This is a genomic window from Kitasatospora sp. NPDC058444, from assembly GCF_042721415.1.
Classification (GTDB): Bacteria; Actinomycetota; Actinomycetes; order Streptomycetales; family Streptomycetaceae; genus Kitasatospora.
In genome coordinates, this window is the sequence record NZ_JBHXLL010000001.1 from 209,004 (window position 1) to 230,818 (window position 21,815).

At 75.0% G+C, this 21,815-nt stretch carries 21 protein-coding genes; 7 read left to right on the forward strand and 14 right to left on the reverse strand.

Annotation, left to right across the window (positions count from 1 at the left end; translation table 11 throughout):
• Window positions 1-133: 133 nt before the first annotated feature.
• From ACFWP2_RS01000 to ACFWP2_RS01010, 3 genes are all read right to left on the reverse strand, one after another.
• Window positions 134-550, reverse strand: coding sequence for an NUDIX hydrolase (locus tag ACFWP2_RS01000; RefSeq protein WP_380446919.1), 417 nt, complete (start codon window positions 548-550; stop codon window positions 134-136).
• 95 nt (window positions 551-645) lie between these two features.
• A complete protein-coding gene (locus ACFWP2_RS01005) occupies window positions 646-1,296 on the reverse strand; it encodes a M15 family metallopeptidase (protein WP_380446921.1) in 651 nt (216 codons plus the stop codon).
• Between the two features lie 136 nt (window positions 1,297-1,432).
• Window positions 1,433-2,746, reverse strand: coding sequence for a helix-turn-helix transcriptional regulator (locus ACFWP2_RS01010; protein WP_380446923.1), 1,314 nt, complete (start codon window positions 2,744-2,746; stop codon window positions 1,433-1,435).
• 408 nt (window positions 2,747-3,154) lie between these two features.
• Between ACFWP2_RS01010 and ACFWP2_RS01015 the strand changes: the two genes are divergently transcribed.
• From ACFWP2_RS01015 to ACFWP2_RS01025, 3 genes are all read left to right on the forward strand, one after another.
• Complete coding sequence (locus tag ACFWP2_RS01015; protein ID WP_380446925.1) at window positions 3,155-3,307, forward strand: hypothetical protein; 153 nt, start codon at window positions 3,155-3,157, stop codon at window positions 3,305-3,307.
• A gap of 13 nt (window positions 3,308-3,320) precedes the next feature.
• On the forward strand, window positions 3,321-4,409 hold the full coding sequence (locus ACFWP2_RS01020; RefSeq protein WP_380446927.1) for a methyltransferase domain-containing protein: 1,089 nt from the start codon (window positions 3,321-3,323) through the stop codon (window positions 4,407-4,409).
• A gap of 231 nt (window positions 4,410-4,640) precedes the next feature.
• Window positions 4,641-5,435: a helix-turn-helix domain-containing protein gene (locus ACFWP2_RS01025; RefSeq protein ID WP_380446930.1), complete on the forward strand. Its 795-nt coding sequence runs from the start codon at window positions 4,641-4,643 to the stop codon at window positions 5,433-5,435.
• Here ACFWP2_RS01025 and ACFWP2_RS01030 read toward each other — a convergent pair.
• The 6 genes from ACFWP2_RS01030 to ACFWP2_RS01055 all read right to left on the reverse strand — a co-directional run bounded on the left by ACFWP2_RS01030 (window position 5,432) and on the right by ACFWP2_RS01055 (window position 11,960).
• On the reverse strand, window positions 5,432-6,268 hold the full coding sequence (locus ACFWP2_RS01030; RefSeq protein WP_380446933.1) for an ECF transporter S component: 837 nt from the start codon (window positions 6,266-6,268) through the stop codon (window positions 5,432-5,434). The genes ACFWP2_RS01025 and ACFWP2_RS01030 overlap by 4 nt on opposite strands.
• Window positions 6,265-7,938: an ABC transporter ATP-binding protein gene (locus ACFWP2_RS01035; protein ID WP_380446935.1), complete on the reverse strand. Its 1,674-nt coding sequence runs from the start codon at window positions 7,936-7,938 to the stop codon at window positions 6,265-6,267. Before ACFWP2_RS01035 ends, ACFWP2_RS01030 begins: the two co-directional genes overlap by 4 nt.
• Complete coding sequence (locus tag ACFWP2_RS01040) at window positions 7,935-9,044, reverse strand: CbiQ family ECF transporter T component (protein ID WP_380446937.1); 1,110 nt, start codon at window positions 9,042-9,044, stop codon at window positions 7,935-7,937. The genes ACFWP2_RS01035 and ACFWP2_RS01040 overlap by 4 nt, the downstream gene beginning before the upstream one ends.
• Before the next feature lie 23 nt (window positions 9,045-9,067).
• Window positions 9,068-9,763 carry an SCO2322 family protein gene (locus ACFWP2_RS01045; protein WP_380447478.1) on the reverse strand — a complete coding sequence of 232 codons (696 nt, stop codon included), beginning with the start codon at window positions 9,761-9,763 and terminating at the stop codon, window positions 9,068-9,070.
• Window positions 9,764-9,783: 20 nt separating this feature from the next.
• Window positions 9,784-11,025 (reverse strand): prenyltransferase/squalene oxidase repeat-containing protein, encoded by a 1,242-nt coding sequence (locus ACFWP2_RS01050; RefSeq protein WP_380446939.1) that lies wholly within the window; start codon window positions 11,023-11,025, stop codon window positions 9,784-9,786.
• A 326-nt stretch (window positions 11,026-11,351) separates the two neighbouring features.
• On the reverse strand, window positions 11,352-11,960 hold the full coding sequence (locus ACFWP2_RS01055; RefSeq protein ID WP_380446942.1) for a TetR family transcriptional regulator: 609 nt from the start codon (window positions 11,958-11,960) through the stop codon (window positions 11,352-11,354).
• Window positions 11,961-12,216: 256 nt separating this feature from the next.
• Here ACFWP2_RS01055 and ACFWP2_RS01060 point away from each other — a divergent pair, with 256 nt between their 5' ends.
• From ACFWP2_RS01060 to ACFWP2_RS01070, 3 genes are all read left to right on the forward strand, one after another.
• A complete protein-coding gene (locus ACFWP2_RS01060; RefSeq protein WP_380446944.1) occupies window positions 12,217-13,527 on the forward strand; it encodes a glycosyltransferase family 4 protein in 1,311 nt (436 codons plus the stop codon).
• Between the two features lie 284 nt (window positions 13,528-13,811).
• Window positions 13,812-14,555 (forward strand): class I SAM-dependent methyltransferase, encoded by a 744-nt coding sequence (locus tag ACFWP2_RS01065; RefSeq protein ID WP_380446947.1) that lies wholly within the window; start codon window positions 13,812-13,814, stop codon window positions 14,553-14,555.
• Entirely contained in the window at window positions 14,552-15,613 is a 1,062-nt protein-coding gene (locus tag ACFWP2_RS01070; RefSeq protein WP_380446949.1) for a prenyltransferase, read from the forward strand. The genes ACFWP2_RS01065 and ACFWP2_RS01070 overlap by 4 nt, the downstream gene beginning before the upstream one ends.
• A gap of 120 nt (window positions 15,614-15,733) precedes the next feature.
• Here the strand turns inward: ACFWP2_RS01070 and ACFWP2_RS01075 are convergent, their stop codons facing one another.
• The 4 genes from ACFWP2_RS01075 to ACFWP2_RS01090 all read right to left on the reverse strand — a co-directional run bounded on the left by ACFWP2_RS01075 (window position 15,734) and on the right by ACFWP2_RS01090 (window position 19,974).
• Window positions 15,734-16,639, reverse strand: coding sequence for a hypothetical protein (locus tag ACFWP2_RS01075; protein WP_380446951.1), 906 nt, complete (start codon window positions 16,637-16,639; stop codon window positions 15,734-15,736).
• 187 nt (window positions 16,640-16,826) lie between these two features.
• Complete coding sequence (locus tag ACFWP2_RS01080; protein ID WP_380446954.1) at window positions 16,827-17,870, reverse strand: N-acetylmuramoyl-L-alanine amidase; 1,044 nt, start codon at window positions 17,868-17,870, stop codon at window positions 16,827-16,829.
• A gap of 7 nt (window positions 17,871-17,877) precedes the next feature.
• Window positions 17,878-19,173: a hypothetical protein gene (locus tag ACFWP2_RS01085; RefSeq protein WP_380446956.1), complete on the reverse strand. Its 1,296-nt coding sequence runs from the start codon at window positions 19,171-19,173 to the stop codon at window positions 17,878-17,880.
• A 147-nt stretch (window positions 19,174-19,320) separates the two neighbouring features.
• Window positions 19,321-19,974 carry a class I SAM-dependent methyltransferase gene (locus tag ACFWP2_RS01090; protein WP_380446959.1) on the reverse strand — a complete coding sequence of 218 codons (654 nt, stop codon included), beginning with the start codon at window positions 19,972-19,974 and terminating at the stop codon, window positions 19,321-19,323.
• Between the two features lie 196 nt (window positions 19,975-20,170).
• Here ACFWP2_RS01090 and ACFWP2_RS01095 point away from each other — a divergent pair, with 196 nt between their 5' ends.
• Complete coding sequence (locus tag ACFWP2_RS01095) at window positions 20,171-21,253, forward strand: alcohol dehydrogenase catalytic domain-containing protein (protein WP_380446961.1); 1,083 nt, start codon at window positions 20,171-20,173, stop codon at window positions 21,251-21,253.
• 111 nt (window positions 21,254-21,364) lie between these two features.
• On the opposite strand, the gene ACFWP2_RS01100 is transcribed toward ACFWP2_RS01095, so the two are convergent.
• Complete coding sequence (locus ACFWP2_RS01100; RefSeq protein ID WP_380446963.1) at window positions 21,365-21,538, reverse strand: hypothetical protein; 174 nt, start codon at window positions 21,536-21,538, stop codon at window positions 21,365-21,367.
• Between the last annotated feature and the right edge of the window lie 277 nt (window positions 21,539-21,815).

Sequence of the window (21,815 nt, forward strand, 5' to 3'; positions counted from 1 at the left end):
GACGACCGGTCTCCCGTCCGAACGTCCGAACGTCCCTACGGCGGGGATGAGTTCCGGACACCGGCGGTGGTGCTCGTGCGTGGGAAGTCGGACGGGCCGACTTCTCGCGCGAGTTCGTCCGCCGCCCCGCGCCCTACCCGGCGAGCGTGCCGTCCAGGTACTCCTGCACCGGTGGGAACAGCGGGAACGGCACGTACTCGGCCAGTTCGGCGCGCGACGCCCACACCACCCGGTCCAACTCGTCGGAGTCCGCGACGGTGGCGGTTCCGCCGACCACCTCGCAGGCCGTGTACGCCATCCGCCGCCCGCTCTGCGGATGCTCCCGCTCGCCGAGCAGCCGGGCGGCGGCGACGCGGAGGCCGGTCTCCTCGGCGGTCTCGCGGACGGCCGCCTCCTCCGGGGACTCGTCCGGCTCCACCTCCCCGGCCGGGAACTGCCAGGACAGCTCGCCCTCGGCGACCCGCCGCCGCACCATCAGCACCCGGCTGTCCTTGACGACGATCGCGACGGCGACGGCGGGGAGTCGCCGCTCGGGGTTCTGCTCGGTCATCGCTCTGCTCCTCGGGCCTGGGCCGGTGTCGACGCCATCCTGACCCGGGGCCGCAGGCCCGCTCGGCAGGCTCCACGGGCCGCGTGTCGTGTCGGCTACCGCTGGGCCGGCCCGTAGAGCGCGGTCGGCGCACCGGTGGCCAGCGCCCAGTAGCGGTCCCCGTACGACCAGTGCCACCACTCGGTGGGGTAGTTGACGAGCCCGGCGCCGGTCAGGACGTCGCTGAGGAGCCGCCGGTTGGCGCGGGCCTCAGCGCCGATCCCGTCCGCGTGGGTGTAGCAGGCCCCGGCGCTCTCCTCCGGGCTGGCGTTGACCCTGGTGCCGAGGTCGAGCTCACGGCCGTCGGCGTCGACGAGGGTGAGGTCGACGGCAGCGCCGGCACTGTGCGGCGCGATCTCCGGCGGCGAGACGTAGCGGCTCGTCGCCGACCTGATCCGGTCGTCCGGCCACTCGGGGTTCGCGGCCCGCAACTCGGCGGCGTACTCGTCGAAGTAGCTGCTCTGGAGCGCCGGCGGCCGGTAGCCCTCGACGAACAGCAGCCGCAGGCCGTCCGGCAGCGCGGCCTGCGCGTCGAGCAACCGGTCGAGCACCCCGGCCCGCAGGTGCGCGAAGGCGCCGGTCCCGTCCTGCTGACGCTCGTCGACGAGGAGCCCGCCGCCGCTCCGCACGTCCAGCAGCAGCTCGTCGCGGGGCGCGACGGGTATCGCGGCGACCTTCGGGTCGGACATCAGGACGATCTCGCTCAACACGCCTCCTGGAGAAGGGAACCAAGGCTACGGGAGGGGAGCGCCCTGCTCCAGGTGAACGATCAAGCCGCCCGCTCCGGCGTCGCGGCGGATCTCGGACCGAGGGCCGCTCCGGGCGCGCGCCACCGAGTCGATCTCACGTGGCCCGCAGGCGTTCCAGGAACTCCGGGACGCCGTCGACCTGGCGGTAGGGCTTGAAGGCCGGCGCGAGTTCGCGGACCAGGGTGACGCAGCGGGGTGCGCCGATGCGGGTGGCCAGGTCGAGGGACTCGGTGGTGACGGACAGCGCCTGCTCGATGTCCTTGGCCTTCAGATGGCTCCGGGCCTGGTAGGTCAGGAAGATGCCGCGCGTTTTGTCCCGGGCGCGGGGCAGCAGTGCCATCCCCTCCGCGATGAGGGCGTGGGCCTCGCTCGTCCGGCCGAGGTCGAGGAGGCACTGGCCGGAGTCCACGGCCAGGTCGGCGGGGCTCATCCACGCGCACCACCCGGGAGCGGGGTCGGTGGCTTCGACGGCGAGGGCGGTCTCGGCGTCGGAGAGGTCCCGGTGGCAGGCGGAGCGGTCGCCGAGTGCCGCGTGGGCCCGGGCACGGCGGAGGAGGAGCAGGGAGCGGGCGGTGGGGTGCGAGACGCCGGACAGGGCGTGTCCGAGCTGGTCGATGGAGACCTTCGCCTTGCCGAGCCAGTTGGCCTGGTAGGCGAAGTCGGACAGCACTCCGGCGCCGTGGTCACGGTCGCCCGCGGCGTTCGCTGATTGGAGGGCGGCTTCCCAGAGTTTCCCGGCCGCCCAGTGCCGGCCTTGGTCGAAGCGGTGCCAGCCGCTGGTGGTGGCGAGCGAGGCGGCCAGCCGGTGGAGGCGGCGGCCGGTCCCCTCGCCGTAGCGGGCTTCCTTGATCAGGTCCGTGACGGTGGCGAGGTGGGCGTCCACCAGTCGGGCGGTGTGCTGACGCTGTTCCGTGGGCAGGGTCGTCAGCTGCCTGCCGGTGTCCTCCAGCCAGTAGACGAGTTCGCCGTCCACGGGCTTGCCGCTCAGGGCCGAGGTGAGGCGCTCGGGCTCGGCGGCGGCCCACTGGGCGGCCAGGCCGCCCAGGGAGATCGCGCTGAAGGTCATGAAGGTGCGGCGGTCCATGGCGGCTCTCTGGGCGTCGTCGAGTGCGTGAACGGTGTGAGCGGCCCCCAGCGGCAGCGGTTCGTCGCGTCCGGGCAGCCAGTAGGGCCAGCCGAACGCCTCCAGGTCCGAAAGCGGGACGTCGAAGGCCTCGGCGATGAGGAGTTGGGAGTCGGTGTTCGGCGTCTTGCGCCAGTGCTCCCACCGGCTGATGGCCGTCTTGTCGGCACCGGAGAGGAGCCCGTGACGGCGGGCGGCCTTGTTCAGCTCCGCGACGAGGTCGCCCTGTGACCAGTGGCGCAGTCCGCGCGCGTAGGCGAGGGGGTGCCGGATCGGGTCGTCCACGGGGCCAATCCCATCATTCGCGGTGATCGGGAGCCTACTGCCGGTGACGGCGGGACAACCCCGGGACTACGGACAATGCCTGGTCGGCGGCCGTGAGTTGGGCTGTACTCGACTCACACCGACGGAGTTCCTCCACGAATCGGAAGCGTCTGTCCGTGAACGGTCGCGCCGCGGTCATCGGCCTCGGCTCCAGGCCCTCGACGACCAGCTGCCCGGTGGCACTGCCGGGCTCGCCCGCTCATTCGCACCTTGCTTCGAAAGGAGCAATGCCATGTCCTGGACCGAGCCGAAACCGCCCCCGCCGAAGCCGGTGGGGCCGCGGACGCCCCGCCCGCCGGACCGGTAGGCCGGCGACAGCGATCTCCGGCACTTCGAGCACGATCTCCAGCACTTCGAGAGGAGCAGAACATGGGCAAGCACGGCGGAGGGCCCGGCGGCGACGGGCCCGGTACGGCGGGCGGAGGCAAGGGCGGCAGCCACTCCGGGAAGCCGGACACGGCGGCGCAGGACGGCAAGCGGGACGCGCCGCCCACCAACCTGCCCAAGCCGTCGAAGCCTTGAGGGGGACTGTCGCGTGAAGTGGAACGCGCTCACTGACGCACTCCGGGAGTCCGGGGCGCTGTCGGCCGACTGGGAGCCGGTGTTCCGGGGCGTGCCGCGCGGGCTGTTCGTTCCGGACCGGATCCGCCACAAGGGTGAGTGGATCGACCGGTCGGAACACCCGCTCGAATGGGGCGAGTTGGTCGCATCCGACATCCCGCTGGTGACCCGGCTGGACGAGGACGGCCGCACGCCGTCCTCGTCCAGCTCGATGCCCACCGTCGTGGCCCAGATGCTCCGGCACCTTCAAGTCTCCGACGGCATGCGGGTGCTGGACGTCGGCACCGGCACGGGCTGGACGGTCGCACTGCTGGCCCGCCGGCTCGGGGCGGCGAACGTCACCACCGTCGAGTTGGACCCTGAGCTCGCCGCCGCTGCGCGGTGCCGTTTGGAGGCAAATCGCCTTCCGGTCAAGGCCGTTGTCGGCGACGGCATGCTCGGCCATCCGGCCGCCGCGCCGTACGACCGGGTCCACGTCACGGCGGCCGTGCAGCGTGTGCCCGGGGCGCTGATCGAGCAGACGGTGCCCGGGGGCGTGATCGTCGTCCCGTACGGCACGGCGTTCTGCAACGGCGCGCTGCTGAGGCTCACCGTCGCCGACGACGGCCGTTCCGCGAGCGGGCCGTTCGTCGAGGACGTCGCCTTCATGTGGGTGCGGGGCCAGCGCCCCGGGAGCGGCGAGTTCGAGATCGAGGACGTCCGGCACGGCCCGTCCGACCTCGCCCCCGACGCTGTGGCCGAGGACACCGACGCCGCCTTCGCGATCGGGCTGCGGCTGCCGGGGCTGTTCCGGCAGGTGGTGTCGGCGGGCTACGACCGGCTCGGTACCGGCCGGTTCGAGGTGTGGGACGGGGTCTCGTACGCCCACTGCCGCCTCGCGGACTGGGACGGCAAGCACGCCGTCTCGCAGTCCGGCCCCCGCAACCTGTGGGACGAGCTGACCGCCGTCCACGCCTGGTGGCAGCGTCAGGGTGAGCCGGGCCTCGACCGGTTCGGCCTGACCGTCACCGTCGCGGGTGAGCACCGGGTGTGGCTGGACGAGCCGGACCACGTGGTCGGGTGAGGTGGGGTGGTGCGAAGCGCGCCCCGGGCTTACGAGCCTGGGGTGCGCCGTGCTGCGCTCGCTTGCGCCGCCCGAATGGGTGATGAGGAACGGAGTTTGACGGGGAGTTACAGCATTACGGTGAAGATTGCGATGCCGGGTGATCGGAAGGGTGCTCGGCACTTGGGCAGAAGTTACCCCGGCGGTGCGCCAACACCCCGGGGTTCGGCACCAGGAGACAGGACCTCCAAGATGCAGATTCACCGTATCCCAAAGCATGCTCCCGGGTACACGATCCTCGACAACGGCCACGTCGTCCGTAAGCACTCGCTGAGTTGGGCCGCGCGCGGGCTGCTGAGCTACCTGCTCAGCCTGCCGGACGGCGCACGCGAAGACGTGCGGACCCTCGCCGCCAAGAGCGTGGAGGGGCGGACGACCGTCGCGCGGGCGCTCAGGGAGTTGGAGGCGGCCGGGCACTACGTGCGGCGGACCCAGCGGGACCCGCTGACCGGGCAGGTGCGGACGGTCGTCTCGGTGCACGAGGTGCCGGTGGCGGGCAAGGCGGTGCACACGGTGCCGCCGCTTCCCGCGTCCCCGGCCGCCGGTGTCCCAGCTCCAGGCGATCCAGTCGCCGGGAAGGCGGGAAGCCCTTCCAAGGAACCGGAGATAAAGGACGTGGAACAACCTTCCGTCCGTCCCTCCGAGAAGTTGACGGCCGGGATGGCGCTGCTGCTCGAACTCGGGCGCAGGGAGCCCCGGATGGCCCTGGCGGGGAAGCCGTTGTGCGACCAGGCGGCCCGGGTGGAGGGGCTGCTGGCGGGCGGGTGGACGCGGGAGGCGTTGACCGGGGTCCTGTCCGCGCCGCTGCCGGAGAAGGTGACGCACAGCGTGGGGGCGGTCCTGGCGGGGCGGATCACCAGGCTGCCGGCCGTTCCGGCGCCCCGACGGGAAGCGGCGGGGCCGCGCCGGCACGAGTGCCCCGGGCGGGGCGGGATGTGCGGGCGGCCCGTGGCCGGGGTCGGGCAGGTGTGCGGGGTGTGCCGTTAGCGCTCCGGCGGGTGGAAGGTGACCGGGGCGTCGAAGGCGGCGCGGCGGGTGGTGCGGCGCAGGGTGCGCAGGACGGGGGTGCCGAGGGTGACGCACAGGACGACGGTCAGGGCGGCTCGCGGCAGGTCCCACCCCAGCGATGTGGTCAGGCAGTAGGCGGCGAAGCGGACCAGATTGGCGGGCAGCGGGTCGCCGGGGTGGAAGGAGATGGAGCCGGCCAGGCCGCCGATGTACGGCCAGCCCTGGAGGTTCATGATCGTGCCGTAGAGGAGGGAAGCCAGAGCTCCGTAGGCGGCGAGGAGCCAGAGCTCGCGGCGGCCGCGCAGGGAGGAAGCGCCTGGCAGCAGCCCCGCGCCGAGGCACACCCACCCCATCGCCAGCATTTGGAACGGCAGCCACGGCCCCACCCCGCCGGTGAGCAGCGCGGAGGCGAACATCGACAGCGAGCCGAGCACGAAGCCGAAGCCCGGTCCGAGCACCCGCCCGGAGAGCACCATCAGGAAGAACATCGGCTCCAGCCCCGCCGTGCCCGCGCCGAGCGGCCGTAGCGCCGCGCCGGCCGCGGCCAGGACGCCCAGCAGGGCCACGGACTTGGCGTCCAGCCCGGGCGCTCCGCCGCCCGCCGAGCGGCCTTCGGAGATCTGGGCGATGACGACGGCGAGGAGAAGGGGGAGGAGGAGGGCGAACAGCCACGGCGCGTCCGCGGAGTGGCCGATCAGCGCCGACTTGGTGGAGGCGAGCAGCGGCCAGCCGAAGGCCGTCACGCCGACGGCTGTGACGAGGAGGAGCGCCGTGACGGACCGGCGCCCCAGCGGGACGGGACGAGTGCTCATGCGCCCAGCGCCTCCGCGACCTGTGCGACGGTGAGCCACGGTCCGGGCGCCAGCACCTTGGCGACCTGCGGGGCGAAGGCGGGGGAGGAGACCACCACCTCCGCGGTCGGCCCGTCCGCGACGATCTCGCCCTCGGCCAGGATCACCGTGCGGTGGGCGAGTTCGGCGGCGAGTTCGACGTCGTGGGTGGCGAGCAGCACGGCGTGGTCCTCGGCCGCCAGCGAGCGCAGGATCTCCACCAGCCGGGCCTTGGCGGCGTAGTCGAGGCCGCGGGTCGGCTCGTCCAGGAGCAGCAGCGGGGGCCGGGCGGTGAGCACGACGGCGAGGGCGAGGGTGAGCCGCTGGCCTTCGGAGAGGTCGCGCGGGTGGGCGTCGTCGGCGATGCCGGGCAGCAGGCGTTCCACCAGGGCGCGGCAGGTGCCGGCGGCGGCGCCCGCGTCGGTGTCGGCCGCGGCGCATTCGGCGGCGACCGATTCGCCGTAGAGCAGGTCGCGCGGGTCCTGCGGGACGAGGCCGACCTCGCGGATCAGCTCGGCGGGGCGGGTGCGGTGCGGGGTGCGGCCGCCGACCTGGACGCTGCCGGAGGCCGGGGCGTGCAGGCCGACCAGGCTGCCGAGCAGGGTGGACTTGCCGGCGCCGTTGCGGCCCATCAGGGCGGTGATCTCGCCGGGGCGGAGCACGAGGTCCACGCCGCGCAGGGCGGGGACCGGGCCGCGCCGGACGGCGAGGTGGTGGGCGACGGCGATGGGGGCGCCGGACGAAGAACCGGAAGAACCGGAAGAACCGGAAGAACCGGAAGAGCCAGAGGAACCAGAGGAACCAGAGGAACCAGAGGAACCGACAGCGGTGGGCGTCCGGCCGTCGAGTCGGGCGCGCAGCGGGGCGGCCTTGCGGCGCGCGTCGCGGACGGAGAGCGGCAGCGGCCGCCAGCCCGCGAGCCGGCCGAGGCCGACCACCGGCGGGTGGACGGGGGAGTGCGCCATCACCTCGGCGGGTTCGCCGAGGACGGGCGGGGCGCCGGGGGTGAGCAGCAGCACCTGGTCGGCGTACTGGACGACCCGTTCCAGTCGGTGCTCGGCCATCAGCACGGTGGTGCCGAGGTCGTGCACCAGTCGTTGGAGGACGGACAGCACCTCCTCGGCCGCGCCCGGGTCGAGCGCCGAGGTGGGTTCGTCGAGGATCAGCACGCGGGGGTGCACGGTGAGCACCGAGCCGATCGCGACGCGCTGCTGCTGGCCGCCGGAGAGGGAGGTCAGCGCGCGGTCGCGCAGCTCGGCGAGGCCGAGCAGGTCGAGGGTCTCCTCGACCCGGCGGCGCATCACGTCGCCCGGCAGGCCCAGGGACTCCATGCCGTAGGCGAGTTCGTCCTCCACCGTGTCGGTGACGAAGTGCGCCAGCGGGTCCTGCCCCACGGTGCCGACCAGGTCGGCGAGATCGCGCGGCCGGTGTTCGCGGGTGTCCCGGCCGTCGACGGTGACCCGGCCGTGCAGCACCCCGCCGGTGAAGTGCGGCACCAGGCCGCTGACCGTCCCCAGCAGGGTGGACTTGCCGGAGCCGGACGGGCCCACCAGCAGGCAGAGTTCGCCCTCGGGGACGGTGAGGTCGACGCCGCTGAGGGCGGGCGCGGCGGAGTCCGCGTACCGGACGGAGACCTGCTCGAAGGTGATCACGATGCCCTCCGGGGCGGGGTCGGGGCGGCGAACGCCGGTACCAGGCCGAGCAGGACGGCCAGCACGGCGGTCAGCGGCAGCGCGGGGACGGTCGGCGGGACGACGGTGGGGGCGAAGGCGGCCGGGTCCCGCGCGGCCAGGTAGGTGGTGAGGGCGGCCACGACCACCCCGGAACCGGCGGTCAGCCATTCGGGGAGGGCCCACGGGTCGGGCCGGTAGCGGGTTCTGACGGAGCGTCGGTTGCCGAGCAGCAGTCCGGCCGCGGCGGCGGCGAGGCCGAGCAGCAGGACGGGCAGGGCCCAGCCCGCGCCGCCGGCCGTCAGCAGCCCGTACGCGGCCAGGCAGACCCCGAGCAGCCCGGCCAGGGTGAGCGCGGCCGTCGCCCGGGCGAGCCGGCGCGGGACGTCGGCGGTGCGGCCGAAGCCCCGGGTGTCCATTGCGGCGGCCAGTGCGATGGACCGCTCCAACGCGCCTTCCAGTACCGGGAGTCCGACGCTCAGCAGGGCCGCGACGCCCTTGTCGGTACGGCCGCGAAGGCGCCGTGCGGCGCGCAGCCGGCGGACGTCCGCGATCAGGTTGGGGGCGAAGGTCATCGCCACGACGACGGCGACGCCCGCCTCGTAGAGCGCGCCGGGCAGGGTGCGCAGCAGGCGGGCCGGGCTGGCCAGGGAGTTGGCGGCGCCGACGCAGATCAGCAGGGTGGCCAGCCGCAGCCCGTCGTACAGGGCGGCGAGCAGCCCCTCGGCGGTGACCCGGCCGCCGATCCGCACGCCCTGCGCCCAGGCGGGCAGCGGGAGTTCGGGCAGGGTGAACAGCACATGGGTGCCGGGGATCGGCGAGCCGAGGAACACGGCGAACACCAGCCGGATGCCGAGCACCAGCAGGCCCAGCCGCAGGAACGCCCCGTACGAGCGGGACCAGGGTGCGTCGCCGCGCCGGGCCGCGACCACGTACCCGGCGACGGCCGCGAGCAGCAGCAGGATCGCCGGGTTGGTGGTGCGGGTGGCCGCCGCGCCCAGCCCGAGCGCCCACAACCACCAGGCCCCGGGGTGCAGTTGACGGGGGCCGGTGGGCGGCCGGGTGCTACGGGCGGCGGTGCTGCTCACGGGGGATTCCTGGATCGGGTGGGTTAGGAGTGACGGCGGCGGCGGGCCTGCCAGACGGCGCCACCGGCGAGGACGGCGACCAGCGCGCCACCGGCGATCAGGCCGACGTCCGGGCCGCTGCCGTGGTCGTTCGACGTGGCGTCGGTGCCCGGCCGGTCGGCGCCGGCCGCGCCGACCTGGTCGCCGCAGCCCGCCTTCGGGTACCCGGCGATGGCGCAGAGCAGCCCGTTGGTGTCGTAGCGCAGCGGCGGGGCGACGGCGGCCAGCACCTCGGCCGAGGTGGCCCGCGGTGTGACGCTGGCGCAGGCGGTGCGCTGCTCGGGCACGGCGGCGGCGGAGCCGGCGTCCTCGGCGGTCCCGAAGTCCAGCACGACGGCCACCCGCTTGTGCCCCTCCTGGGCGGGGGTGGCCGCGCAGATGTCGGCGAAGCTCCCGGCGGTCCGCGGCGTCGCGGCGTCCTGTCCGCCGTCCGGGCTCAGCGCGAACCGCCACCCGTCCACCGCGCCGTCCGGCGGCACCGCGACGGCGGGCCCCTGCTGCTGGTACGCCCAGCTCCCGCCCTCGGCGCCGCGCCAGAACGACCAGTACCGGTATCCGGCCGCGTGCGCGGGCGCGGCGGAGGCGAGCAGCAGCACCGCCCCGAGGAGGGGGAGGAGCAACGCGGCCAGGGCGGTCGAGGGCCGCCGGCCGGGCGGGGTGGGGCGGGGTGCCGGGTGCATCAGGCGGGGTGCCGGGTGCATCAGAGGTGGGGGTTGCGCTTGCGCTGGAGGCTCAGCAGCAGGCCGCCGCCGATGCCGACGAGGAGGCCGACGCCGATGAGCCAGTACTGGCTGATGCCGCCGTCCTTCTTCTCCTTCGGGGCCTCGGTCGCCGAGGCGGTGGCGTCGGCGGCCTTGGGCGTCGGGCCGAGGGCGGTGAGCTGGCCGGTCAGGGCGGTGGTGTCGCGGTGGGCGGCCTGGGCGACCAGCAGGAGGGTGGCGGTGGCGCCGGCGTCGGTGCCGCCCTTGGTCCAGGTGGCGCCTTCCTTGGTGAGCCAGTCGACGGCGCCGGCGGCCTGCTGGGGGTGGCCGCTCTGGGTGAGGGCGAGGGTGGCCCAGGCGGTGGCGGTGTAGTCGGGGGTGGGGGCGGCGCCCGGGGTGGTGAGGGTGAGGTGGTCGCCGCCGGCCGCCAGCTGGGCGGTGAGGTAGGCGCCGACGGCCTCGCCGGAGTCCGCGTGGGCGACCGGGCCGGGAGCTGCCGCGGCGTCGGAGGGGCACACCAGTGCCTTGGGCGCGGCGTCGGCGCGCACCGAGGTGGCGACCGGCAGGCGGCCGCCGGCGGCGGCGAGCGCGGCCTGGGCGCTGGCCAGGGCGTTCGGGGTGAGGGCGCCGCCGGCCGGGTCGGGCTGGTAGGCGAAGGCGCCTCGCTGGTCGGCGGGGGCGGCGCAGCCGAGCTGGAACAGGGCGAGCCCGTCGAAGGCGGACTTGCCGGCCTTGGCGACTCCCGCCGGGTCGGTCTTCGCGGCGAACAGCGCGTTGACGGCGAGCCCGGTGGAGTCGGCGTCGCCCGGGTTGCCCGGGTTGTAGGCCCAGCTGCCGTCGGCGTTCTGGTTGGCCTTGAGCCAGGCGACGCCCTTGTCGACGGCGTCCTGGTGCCCGCCGAGGGCGACCAGGGCCTGGACGGCGATGGCGGTGGCGTTGCTGTCCTCGAACTTGGCGTCGCAGGCGGTGCCGGCGTTCCGGTAGGAGGGCCAGCCGCCGTCCTCGCACTGCTGGCCGGTGAGCCAGCCGACCGCGGAGTCGGCCGGGGTGATCCTGGCCGTCGTCAGCGCGGTGAGCGCGAGGGACTGCCGCCAGACGCCGTCGTACGTCGGGTCGCTCTTGCCGTACAGGCCGTCCGGGACGGCGGGCGGGGTGACGTCGGCGAGGGCCGGGCCGGCGGCGATGCCGGTGAGCAGCGCGGCGGACAGGGCGGCGGCGCCCAGGCGGGCGGCGGTCAGCATGGTGCGGGTGTGCCTTTCGGTGAGCGGTGGTGGCCCGGGCGGGGCCGTTCCGTAGTCCTCGACGGTGCCGGGCGCGTGCGTCCGGGCCGGCCGCTCGTCCCTCCCCGGGTGCTCCGGCTCGTCCGGGCGGCCGGTGGCGGCGCCGGTCTCACGGCTGCGGGTCAGCGCCGGGTTCGCACCGGCTTTCCCCGGGGGAGGAGCGGGATGGAGTTGTGCTGCCCGTCGACTCTAACCGCCGGAGCGCGGCGTGCGGCCCGAGGCGGGCAGGAACAGGTTCCAGATGCGAACCCGGGAAACCGACGGGCCGCGACGGGGCCGCCGCCCGCTCACGGCAGGGTGAGCAGCCGGGCCGCGGTGTGCAGGTCGGCCCGTACCTCGGCGATCGAGGCGCGGCCGGAGAGCCAGGCGACCAGGGCCGAGTGCCAGGTGTGCTCGATCACCCGCACCGCCGCGCGCTGGCTCTCGGTGGGCGGTCCGGACTGGCCGATCGCGTCCAGGATGAGCTGTCCGGTGGCCACGCTGACCTGGTCGACCTCGGCCCCGACCGAGCGGTCCGCGAAGGACAGCGCCCGGACCATCGCCTCGGCGAGCAGCGGTTCGCGCTGCAACGCGTGGAAGGCCCGGGTGAGGGTGTCGGCGACCCGCGGGGCCGGTTCGAGGTCGGTCGGCGGGTGGCGGCGGATGTGCTCGTGGAGGCCCTGGAGCTGCTCCAGCATCACCGCGACCAGCAGGTGCACCTTGGACGGGAAGTACCGGTAGAGCGTGCCGAGGGCGACCTGCGCGCTCTCCGCGACCTCCCGCATCTGCACCGCCTCGTACCCGCCCCGCACCGCCAGCGCGGTGGCGGCCCGCAGGATGCGCCGGCGCCGTTCGGCCTGGCGCGCGGTCAGCGGCGGCTCGCCCGGCGGGGAAGGCGGCGGGGAGAGCGGCGGCAACGTCGAAGGAGAGTGCGGCGGCAAGGGTGCTCCCGGGCTGGCGAGAGTGGCGGCGTGCTCCACGTGGTCGGCAGGATCCGGCGTGGCGGGAATCACCAGCCCTGGTTCCTGAGGAAATGCTACGGGCCGGTATCTTCGAGGTCTCTCATTGTTCACGTGGTCGACGACGAGTTCCCCGGCTACTGAAACCTGATCTACTTTAGCGACCGGAAGCACCACCGGCAGCACCGATAGCAGCTAGAGAAGAGGGCCCAGGATGACCGCGCAGCCGCTGCGGATTGCCCTGCTGTCGTACCGCGGTGACCCCTTCTGCGGCGGTCAGGGCGTGTACGTACGGCACCTCTCCCGCGAGCTGGCGCGGCTCGGCCACCACGTGGACGTGATCGGTGCCCAGCCCTACCCGGTGCTCGACGAGGTCGACGGCCCCGGCTCGGTGCGCCTGGTGGAGCTGCCGAGCCTGGACCTCTACCGCGCCGACGACCCCTTCCGCACCCCGGCCCGGGACGAGTTCCGCGGCCCGGTGGACGTGCTGGAGTTCGCCACCATGCGCACCGGCGGCTTCCCCGAGCCGCTCACCTTCTCGCTGCGCGCCCGCCGGTACCTGGCCGCCCACAAGGGCCGCTACGACGTGGTGCACGACAACCAGACCCTCGGCTACGGCCTGCTCGGCCTGGCCCGGCACGGCTTCCCGCTGGTCACCACGATCCACCACCCGATCACCGTGGACCGGCAGCTGGAGCTGGACGCCGCCGCGACCCGGGGCAAGCGCCTCTCGCTGCGCCGCTGGTACGCCTTCACCCGGATGCAGCGCCGGGTCGCCGCCCGGCTGGACCGCGTGATCACCGTCTCCGGGACCTCGCAGCGCGAGATCGCCGAGCACCTGGGCGCCGTGCCGGGCGCGATCTCGGTGGTGCCGATCGGCGCCGACACCCGGCTCTGGTCGCCCTCGGCGGAGGTCGAGCGCGTCCCCGGCCGGATCGTCACCACCTCCAGCGCGGACGTCCCGCTGAAGGGCCTGGTCTTCCTGGTCGAGGCGCTCGCCAAGGTGCGCACCGAGCGGGACGCCCACCTGGTGGTGGTCGGCAAGCCGCAGAAGGAGGACGGGCCGGTGGCCGAGGCGGTGCGCCGCTTCGGGCTGGCCGGGCACATCGAGTTCCGCAGCGGGCTGACCGACCGGGAACTGGTCGACCTCTACCGCTCGGCCGAGGTGGCCTGCGTCCCCTCCCTGTACGAGGGCTTCTCGCTGCCCGCCGCCGAGGCGATGGCCACCGGCACCCCGCTGGTCGCGACCACCGGCGGGGCGATCCCCGAGGTGGCCGGGCCGGACGGGGAGACCTGCCTGGCGGTGCCGCCGGGGGAGGCGGACGCGCTGGCCGCCGCGCTCGGCCGGCTGCTGGACGATCCGGAGCTGCGGGCCCGGCTCGGCGCGGCCGGACGGGAGCGGGTGCTGGCCCGGTTCACCTGGGAGCGGGCCGCCGAGCTGACCGCCGAGGCCTACCGCGCGGCGATCGCCACCGGCGTCGGCGCCCGGGCCCGCTCGGGGCCGGGCTGGCGGTACGTGGCCTAGGCCGTGTCGACGCGCACGGCGGGCGGCACCGTCCGGGGTGGGCCCCCGGGCGGCACCGTCCCGGTCGGCCACTCGAACGGCACGGTCCCGGAGGGCATGGTCCTGGAGGGCACGGTCCCGCACAGGACGGTCCCGCACAGCGCCGTCCCGGACGGCGCGGTCCTGGCCGGCCGCCCGGTCGGTGGCGGCGGGGCGGGGGCCCGCCCGGCGACGCTTGACACGCCGAACGAAGGCCTGACGAAGCGTCAAGAACGCTTGGCAGCAATAGGAATGGGAGTCCAGCAGTGCTGACCGTCGATTTCTCGCGCTTCCCGCTCGCCCCCGGCGACCGGGTGCTCGACCTGGGCTGCGGCGGGGGCCGGCACGCGTTCGAGTGCTACCGCCGCGGCGCCAACGTGATCGCCCTCGACCAGAACGCCGAGGAGATCGCCGAGGTCAGGAAGTGGTTCGCGGCCATGGAGCAGGCCGGTGAGGCCCCCGAGGGCGCGTCGGCGGTCGCGATGGAGGGCAACGCGCTGGCGCTGCCGTTCGAGGACGAGTCCTTCGACAAGATCATCATCTCCGAGGTGATGGAGCACATCCCGGACGACAAGGGCGTGCTCGCCGAGATGTTCCGGGTCCTCAAGCCGGGCGGCCTGCTCGCCGTCACCGTGCCGCGCTGGCTGCCGGAGAAGATCTGCTGGGCGCTGTCCGACGAGTACCACGAGGTCGAGGGCGGCCACATCCGGATCTACCGGGGCGACGAGCTGCTCGGCAAGCTCAAGGACGCCGGCCTGAAGCCCTACGGCACCCACCACGCGCACGCGCTGCACTCGCCGTACTGGTGGATCAAGTGCGCGGTCGGCGTCGACAACGACAAGGCGCTGCCGGTGAAGGCGTACCACAAGCTGCTGGTCTGGGACATCGTCGGCACCCCGGTGATCAGCACCCTCACCAAGGCCGCCGAGCGGGCGCTCAACCCGGTGATCGGCAAGAGCTTCGTCGCGTACGCCTCCAAGCCCAACCGCGCGCCGGGCGGGACGGCGTGACCGCCGCCGTCCCCGAGGTGCTGCTGCTCGACGGGGTGCTCGACGCCGAGCAGGCCGCCGACACCGTCCGCAGCATCCTGGCCGAGCAGCGCCCCGACGGCGCCATACCGTGGTTCACCGGCCACCACCTCGACCCCTGGGACCACACCGAGGCCGCGATGGCCCTCGACACGGCCGGCGAGCACGCCGCCGCCGAGGCCGCCTACCGCTGGCTCGCCGCCGCCCAGAACCCGGACGGCTCCTGGTACGCCGCCTACACCGACGGCGTGGTCACCGACCGGGCCAAGGAGAGCAACTTCTGCGCCTACGTCGCGGTCGGGGTCTGGCACCACCACCTCAGCACCGGCGACGACGCCTTCCTGGAGTGGATCTGGCCGGTCGTCCGGCGCGCCCTGGACTTCATCGTCGGACTGCGGCTGCCCGGCGGCCCGATCGCCTGGCGGGTCGACGAGGACGGCACCGCCACCGACGAGGCGCTGCTCACCGGCTCGTCCAGCATCCTCCACGCGCTGCGCTGCGGCCTGGCCATCGCCGACTACCTGGAGGAGCCGCAGCCCGACTGGGAGCTCGCGGCCGGGCGGCTGGGGCACGCCGTCTCCCACCACCCCGAGCGGTTCCTGGACAAGGACCGCTACTCGATGGACTGGTACTACCCGGTGCTCGGCACCGGCCTGCGCGGCGAGGAGGCGCTGGCCCGGATCGAGCGGGACTGGGAGCGCTTCGTCGTCCCCGGCCTCGGCGTGCGCTGCGTCAGCGACCGCCCGTGGGTGACCGGCGGGGAGAGCGCCGAGCTGGCGCTCGCGCTCTGGGCGATCGGCCAGTCCGACCGCGCGGTGGACATCCTGCGCTGGATCCAGAAGCACCTGCGGCACGAGGACGGCTCGTACTGGACCGGGTACGTCTTCGAGGACGACGCGATCTGGCCGGAGGAGCGCACCACCTGGACGGCGGGGGCGCTGCTGCTGGCGGTGGCCGCGCTCGGCGGGGACCCGGCGACGGTTGCGGTCTTCGGCGGGGAGCAGCTGCCGGCCGGGCTGGTGGTCGAGGACTGCTGCTGAGCCGGGCGTGCGGGCGGGCGTCGCGCGCACGGACGGGAACCGGCGGCGCGCACGAGCGCTGACGCGGAAGGGGCGGGACCGGAGAACCGGTCCCGCCCCTTCGCGGTGTGTCGGCGGACGTCAGCCGCGCTGGATGCCCGAGGTGTCGGCCAGCACGCCCTGGCTGCCGTCCGGCAGCTGCGCGACCAGCGCGGCGCCGCGCTGCTCGACGGCCAGGTACCAGGTGCCCGGCACGACCTCGCCGACCGGGGCACCGGCCGGGTTGTCCTTCGGGGCCAGCTGGCGCGGGGCCGGGACGGCGAACCAGAACGGCTGGAAGTCCGCCGCCGGGGCGGGCGCCTGCTGCTGCACGGCCTGGGCCGGCTGCGGGGCCGGGGCGCCGGCGTCGTGCGGCTGGACCGGCTGGCCGGGCTGCGGCTGGCCGGCACCCGGGTAGCCGTAGCCGCCCTGGCCGCCGAACGCCGGGTCGTGGCCCTGGGCCGGGTAGCCGTACTGGCCGGGCTGGCCGGCCGCACCCGGGTGACCGGGCTGGCCCGGGTAGCCGTACTGGCCGGGGACGGCCGCCGGGCGGTCGGAGACCAGCGGGGCCTTCAGCGCGGGCACCAGGGGGCTCGCGGCGGCCGCGCCGGCGAGCACGATCAGCGCGATGAAGCCGAGCCAGGCGCCGAAGCCGTGGCTGACGCTCGAACCGTACGGGCTGGCGCCCAGGGACCAGACCGAGGTCCACAGCGCGGCGACGGAGAAGGCGATGCCCCACTGGTCCAGGCGCAGGCCGAGCACCTGGCGGTTGGCCGCGGCCTCGCCCTGGAAGCGCTGCACCAGGATCAGCACGGCGGCGACGATGCCGAGCAGGTAGATCGAGGGCAGGACGGGGAACAGTTCGGTGCTCCACGCGTTCTTTGAGGCATCCGCACAGTACCGGCCGCTGCAGTCCGCGGTCAGGTAGGGCAGGAAGGAGGCGATGAAGAGCAGGACGGCCGCGCCTGCGACGGCGGCGTCTCCCCTGGTGAGAGCGCGCAGATTCACTAACGTTCCCCTCGTTGACGTGTCGTGGACGGTGGTTCGTGCGGTCGGGCCGACCGGCCGAAACTCCCGAACGGACCAGAAGCCTAGGCCCAACCGTCCTGCCGGTGCACGGCGGGACGGTGAATGGGGCGAAGTCGTTGCAAACCGTGAGGTCCGGGCGGAGCGTCGTCCTCCGGGGGTGTGCGGTTCAACTCCCGCGTCGCTCTTCGGTCTTCTCTTGGGTCGTCAGGAACGCGGTCAGCGCGTCGGCGATCCCCTGGGCCGCCTGCTGGCGCCACTGAGGGTCCGTCATCCGCTTCGCGTCCGTCGAGTTGCGCATGTTACCGCACTCGACGAACACCTTGGGGACGGTGGAGAGGTTGAGGCCGCCCAGGTCGGAGCGGGTGTCCAGGCCGTCCTTGGCGATGTAGTCCGCGTACGGTTCGCCGGTCGCGGCGCGGAACCGCTCGCGCAGCAGGAGGCCGAGCCGGTGCGAGGGATCGACGATCGCCGCGTTGTCCGCCTTTCCGGCCACCACCCTGGCGGGCATGATCACGTGGAATCCGCTGCCGCTCGCCGGACCGCCGTCCCCGTGCACCGAGAGCGCGACATCGGCGTGCGCCTCGGCGCCCGCGCGGGCGCGTTCGTCGATGCACGGGCCCCAGGGGCGGTCGCCGTCCTGCACCAGCACCACCTTGGCGCCCCGGGCGGTCAGGATGGCGCGGGCCCGGCGGGAGACGTCCAGGGTGTACTCGGCCTCGGTGTAGCCGGCGTTGGTCTCGGTGCCGGTGGTGTCGCACTCCTTGCGGGCGTTGCCGATGTCCACCTGGCGGTTGATCTCGGCGGTGTGGGCGGAGTTGCCGGGGTTGTGGCCGGGGTCGAGCAGGATCGTGCGGCCGGCCAGGTCGGTGGCCGGGTCGGCGGGCGGGGCCGGGGTGCCGGCCGAAGGGGTGCCGGCCGGGGGGGTGCCGTCGGGGGTCGCGCCGTCGGTGGGGGCCGGCGCGACCGGAGGGGTGAGGGGCGTGCCGGTGGCGCCTGGCTGGCCCGTGGCCGTCGAAGCCGAGGCAGGAGCCGAAGCCGAGGCAGGAGCCTGCGACGCCGTGGCCCGGGCCGTCGCGCCCGTCGGGCCGGAGTGGTCGAGGGCCCGCCAGCCGAACCAGCCCGCCGTGCAGAGGGGAACGGCCACCGCCGCGGCCGTGGTGGCGCGCAGCAGGGCGGAGCGGCGGGGCGGTCGGGCGGCGGAACCGGTCACGGGTCGGTCAGATCCTGTCCTGGGTGCGCGGAGTCAGGCCGTAGTTCTTGGCGATCGGGTTCCACTTGTTCATGAAGTCCGTCTTCGCCTGGGTGGCCTGCGGGTTGAGCTCGTCGGCGTGCTTCTTGTCCTGGGTGGCCGGGGCCCTGCCGGTGCACCCCTGGGCGGCCACGGCGCGCGCCCAGCTCGCGTACGCCTTGTCGATGTCGGCCGACAGCTGCCAGGCGGACTTCAGCGAGTTCACCGCGTCCGCGCCGCCCGGCACGTCCGTGACGCTCAGTTGGGAGAGCTTGGCCAGCAGGGCGGTCCGCTGGCTCGCGCCGTTGTCGAAGGTCTGCGCGGCGCTCTCGATGTCGGCCTTCGACGGGCAGCTGGTCACCTTGGCGACCGCACTGCCGATCGGGGCCTTGGCGTTCTCGCCCTCGCTGAGCAGGCTGTCCAGCGCCTGGGCCTGGGTCTGGGCGCCCGGGCCGGCGGCGGTCGCGGTCGGGGACGGCGCGCCGGTGGGCGAGCCGGACGCGCTCGCGGCAGCGCTCGGCGCGCCGTCCGTACCCGTGGGCGCGGGGGCGGGCGGCGGGTTGTCCGCGCCGGTCGCCGGGGCGGAGGCCGGGGCGGGCGCGGCCTGGCCGTCCTTGTCGCCGCCCTGGGTGGCGAACAGCAGCCCGCCGCCGATCGCCAGCACCAGGAGCAGGGCGAAGCCGATCAGCAGCGGGGCCTTGCGGTTGGCCGGACGGTCCTCCTCGTCCCCGTGGCCGGTCGGATAGTCGGGCTGGGCGCCGTATGGGGGCTGGACGCCGTACGGGGGCTGCGCGCCGTACGCGGGCTGGGCGGCGCCGTACGGGGCCTGGGCGTCATGCGGGGCCTGGACGTCGTACGGAGGCTGCGCGGTCGGCGGGGCGGCCGGCGGCTGCAGGACGTAGTCGTGCCCGGGGGCCTGCGCGCCCGCGTGGGAGGGGAACGGCGCGGTCGGCGGGGCGGCCGGCGGCGGCGGGGTGGCGCCGGGGAACAGCCGGGCGGTCGGCGGATCGTAGCCGGGCGAGCCGGCCAGGTACGGGCGGGCGCCCAGCGGCGGGCCCTGGTCGCCGACGGCACCGGGTGCGGGCGGCGGGGCCATCGGGCCGGGGCGGGCGGCGGACTGCTCGGTCGCGGACGGTGGGGGCACGGCGGCGGAGGCCGGGGCGGCGGGTGCCCCGGGGGCGGGCTGGGGGTCGGCCGGGCGCTGCGGGCCACGCACCCAGCCGCCGGCGCCGCCGCGCGCGGTGGGGTCCCAGACCGCCGGAGCGCTGTTCTGCTGGTCCGTCATGTCGCTGCTGGCCCCCACCGTCCGCCGATGCTCTGCGCCCTGCCTGGTGCTGCGCGGCCACCGTACCGTTCGAACCCCCGCCCGACAGCCCCGGCACGACGTTAGAGCATCGGCGCGGGGCGGCGGGAAGGGTTCAGGAGACGGGCCTCAGCGGGCGGTGCGGCGCAGGACGCGCAGGGAGCCGGTCACCGAGATCTCCTCGAAGCCCTCGGCCAGCGCCCGCAGGTACACCCGGTACGGGGCCTGGCCGCCGTCCGCGGGGTCCGGGAAGACGTCGTGCACCACCAGCAGGCCCTCCGGCGCCAGGTGCGGCACCCAGCCCTCGTAGTCGCCGGTCGCGTGCTCGTCGGTGTGCCCGCCGTCGATGAACACCAGGCCCAGCGGGCGTCCCCACAGCGCGGCGATCCGCGGCGAGCGGCCGACCAGCGCCACCACGTGCTCCTCCAGCCCGGCGGCGTGCAGGGCGCGGCGGAACCGCGGCAGGGTGTCCATCAGCCCGACCTCGGGGTCGACCAGCGTCGGGTCGTGGTACTCCCAGCCGGGCTGCTGCTCCTCGGAGCCGCGGTGGTGGTCGACGGTCAGCGCGACCGTCCCGGCCTCCCGGGCCGCCGCCGCGAGCAGGATCGCCGACCGCCCGCAGTACGTGCCGATCTCCAGCACCGGCAGCCCGGTGCCCCGCGCCGCCGCCACCGCCGCCGCGTACAGCGCGAGACCCTCGTCCACCGGCATGAACCCGGTGGCCCCCTCGAACGCCGCCAGCACCTCGGGCGCCGGTTCGGCGCTCAGCAGCAGGTCGGACATGGGGTGCTCCTCGGGGTCGGGACGCGGACGGACGTGCACGGACCCTACTCGACGGTAGCGGGGGCGGCGGTGCCGGGGCGGCCCGGTTCCATCGGCCCGTGGTCGGTGGAACGCGTTCTCGTCGTGCCGCGCCGCCCGTGCCAGAATCGGCGCGACCGCCGATCCGAGGAACACCAGGCACCCCGGGAGCAGCACCATGCGCGCAGCCGTCCTGCACAAGACCGGCCAGGAGACCCTCGACGTCCGCGAGGACGTCACGGCCGTCGGCTTCGGACCGGGCACCGTACGGGTCCGGATGCGCGCCGCCAGCCTCTGCCACTCGGACCTCTCCGCGATGAGCGGCGTGCTGCCGCAGCCCGCGCCGTTCGTCCCCGGGCACGAGGGCGCCGGGGACGTGCTGGAGGTCGGCGAGGGCGTCACCGGCCTCGCCGCCGGCGACCGGGTGGTGCTCTGCTGGATGGCCCCGTGCGGCCGCTGCGACCACTGCCGCCGGGACCGCGGCCACCTGTGCATCGCCAGCCTGCGCGGCCTCGGCGCCCCGGGGTTCCGGATCGCCGAGGGCGGGCTGGACGCCTCCGGCTTCTACGGCACCGGGGCCTTCGCCGAGGAGGTCGTGGTCGCGGCGAACGCCGTCATCAAGGTGCCCGCCGACCTCCCGTACGAGGCCGCCGCGCTGATCGGCTGCGGGGTGACCACGGGCGTCGGCGCCGCGGTGAACACCGCCCGGGTCGAGCCCGGTGCCTCCGTCGCGGTGATCGGGGCGGGCGGGGTCGGCGTGGCCACCGTGCAGGGCGCCCGGGTCTGCGGCGCCGGCCGGATCACCGTCGTCGACCCGGTGGCCTCGCGCCGCGAACGCGCCCTGGCCTTCGGCGCCACCGAGGCGATCGCGCCCGAGGACCTGAAGGCGGCGGCCAGGAAGCTGCCCGGCGGCGGCTTCGACTACGTCTTCGAGGCGGTCGGCCGCGCGGCCACCGTTCGGGCCGGCTACGAGGCCGCCCGGCGCGGCGGCGCGGTGGTGGTCATCGGCGCGGGCGCGCAGGACGACCTCGCGCAGTTCACCATGGGCGAGCTGTTCTTCAACGAGAAGCGCCTGCTGCCCTCGCTGTACGGCGGGGCGACGGTGACGCGCACCATCGGACTGGTCGTGGACCTCTGGCGGGCCGGGCGGATCGACCTCGACGGGATGGTCACCCACCGGGTGGGGCTCGCGGACGTCAACCAGGCGATCGCGCAGATGCGCAGCGGCGAGGCGCTGCGGACGGTCGTGACGATGGACTGAGGGCGGGCCGGGGGCGAACGCGGGCCGGGGGGAAGGCGAGGGCCCGCCGGGGGAGTCCGTGCCCTCCCGGCGGGCCCTCGGGCGCGGCGCCGCCCTGAGGCGCCGCTGCGGTCAGCCCCGCGCGCCGGCCGCGCGGTGGCGGCCGTGCGGGTCGGTCTCCGGCCTGTCGTCGGCGGCGGTGCCACCGCGGTGGCGGCCGTGCGACGCGGTGTCCTTGGCCGTCTTCTCGTCGGCGTCGGTCCCGGTAACCGCGGGTCCGGTGGTGTCGGTGAGGGTGTCGGACATGAGATTCGTCTTTTCCGTGCGGAGGGTGCAGGTCATCGGCGCCCGGCCGGCGCCGGTGGCGCACGGTCGGGGCCCCGATCGGGCGCTCGGTACGCGCCCGTAGCCGGTGATCGCGGCCCGTGCCCCGGCCACCATAACGGCCGGAACGGACGAGATCCTATCGAGATCATGACGCGGGTCCCGTGCTGGTCCGGGGCCCTGAACCGGGCCGGCGGCCCACCGGTACGGCGGCCCGGGGCGGGCGCCCGGCAGGTCCGTACCAAGGTCCGACAATCGG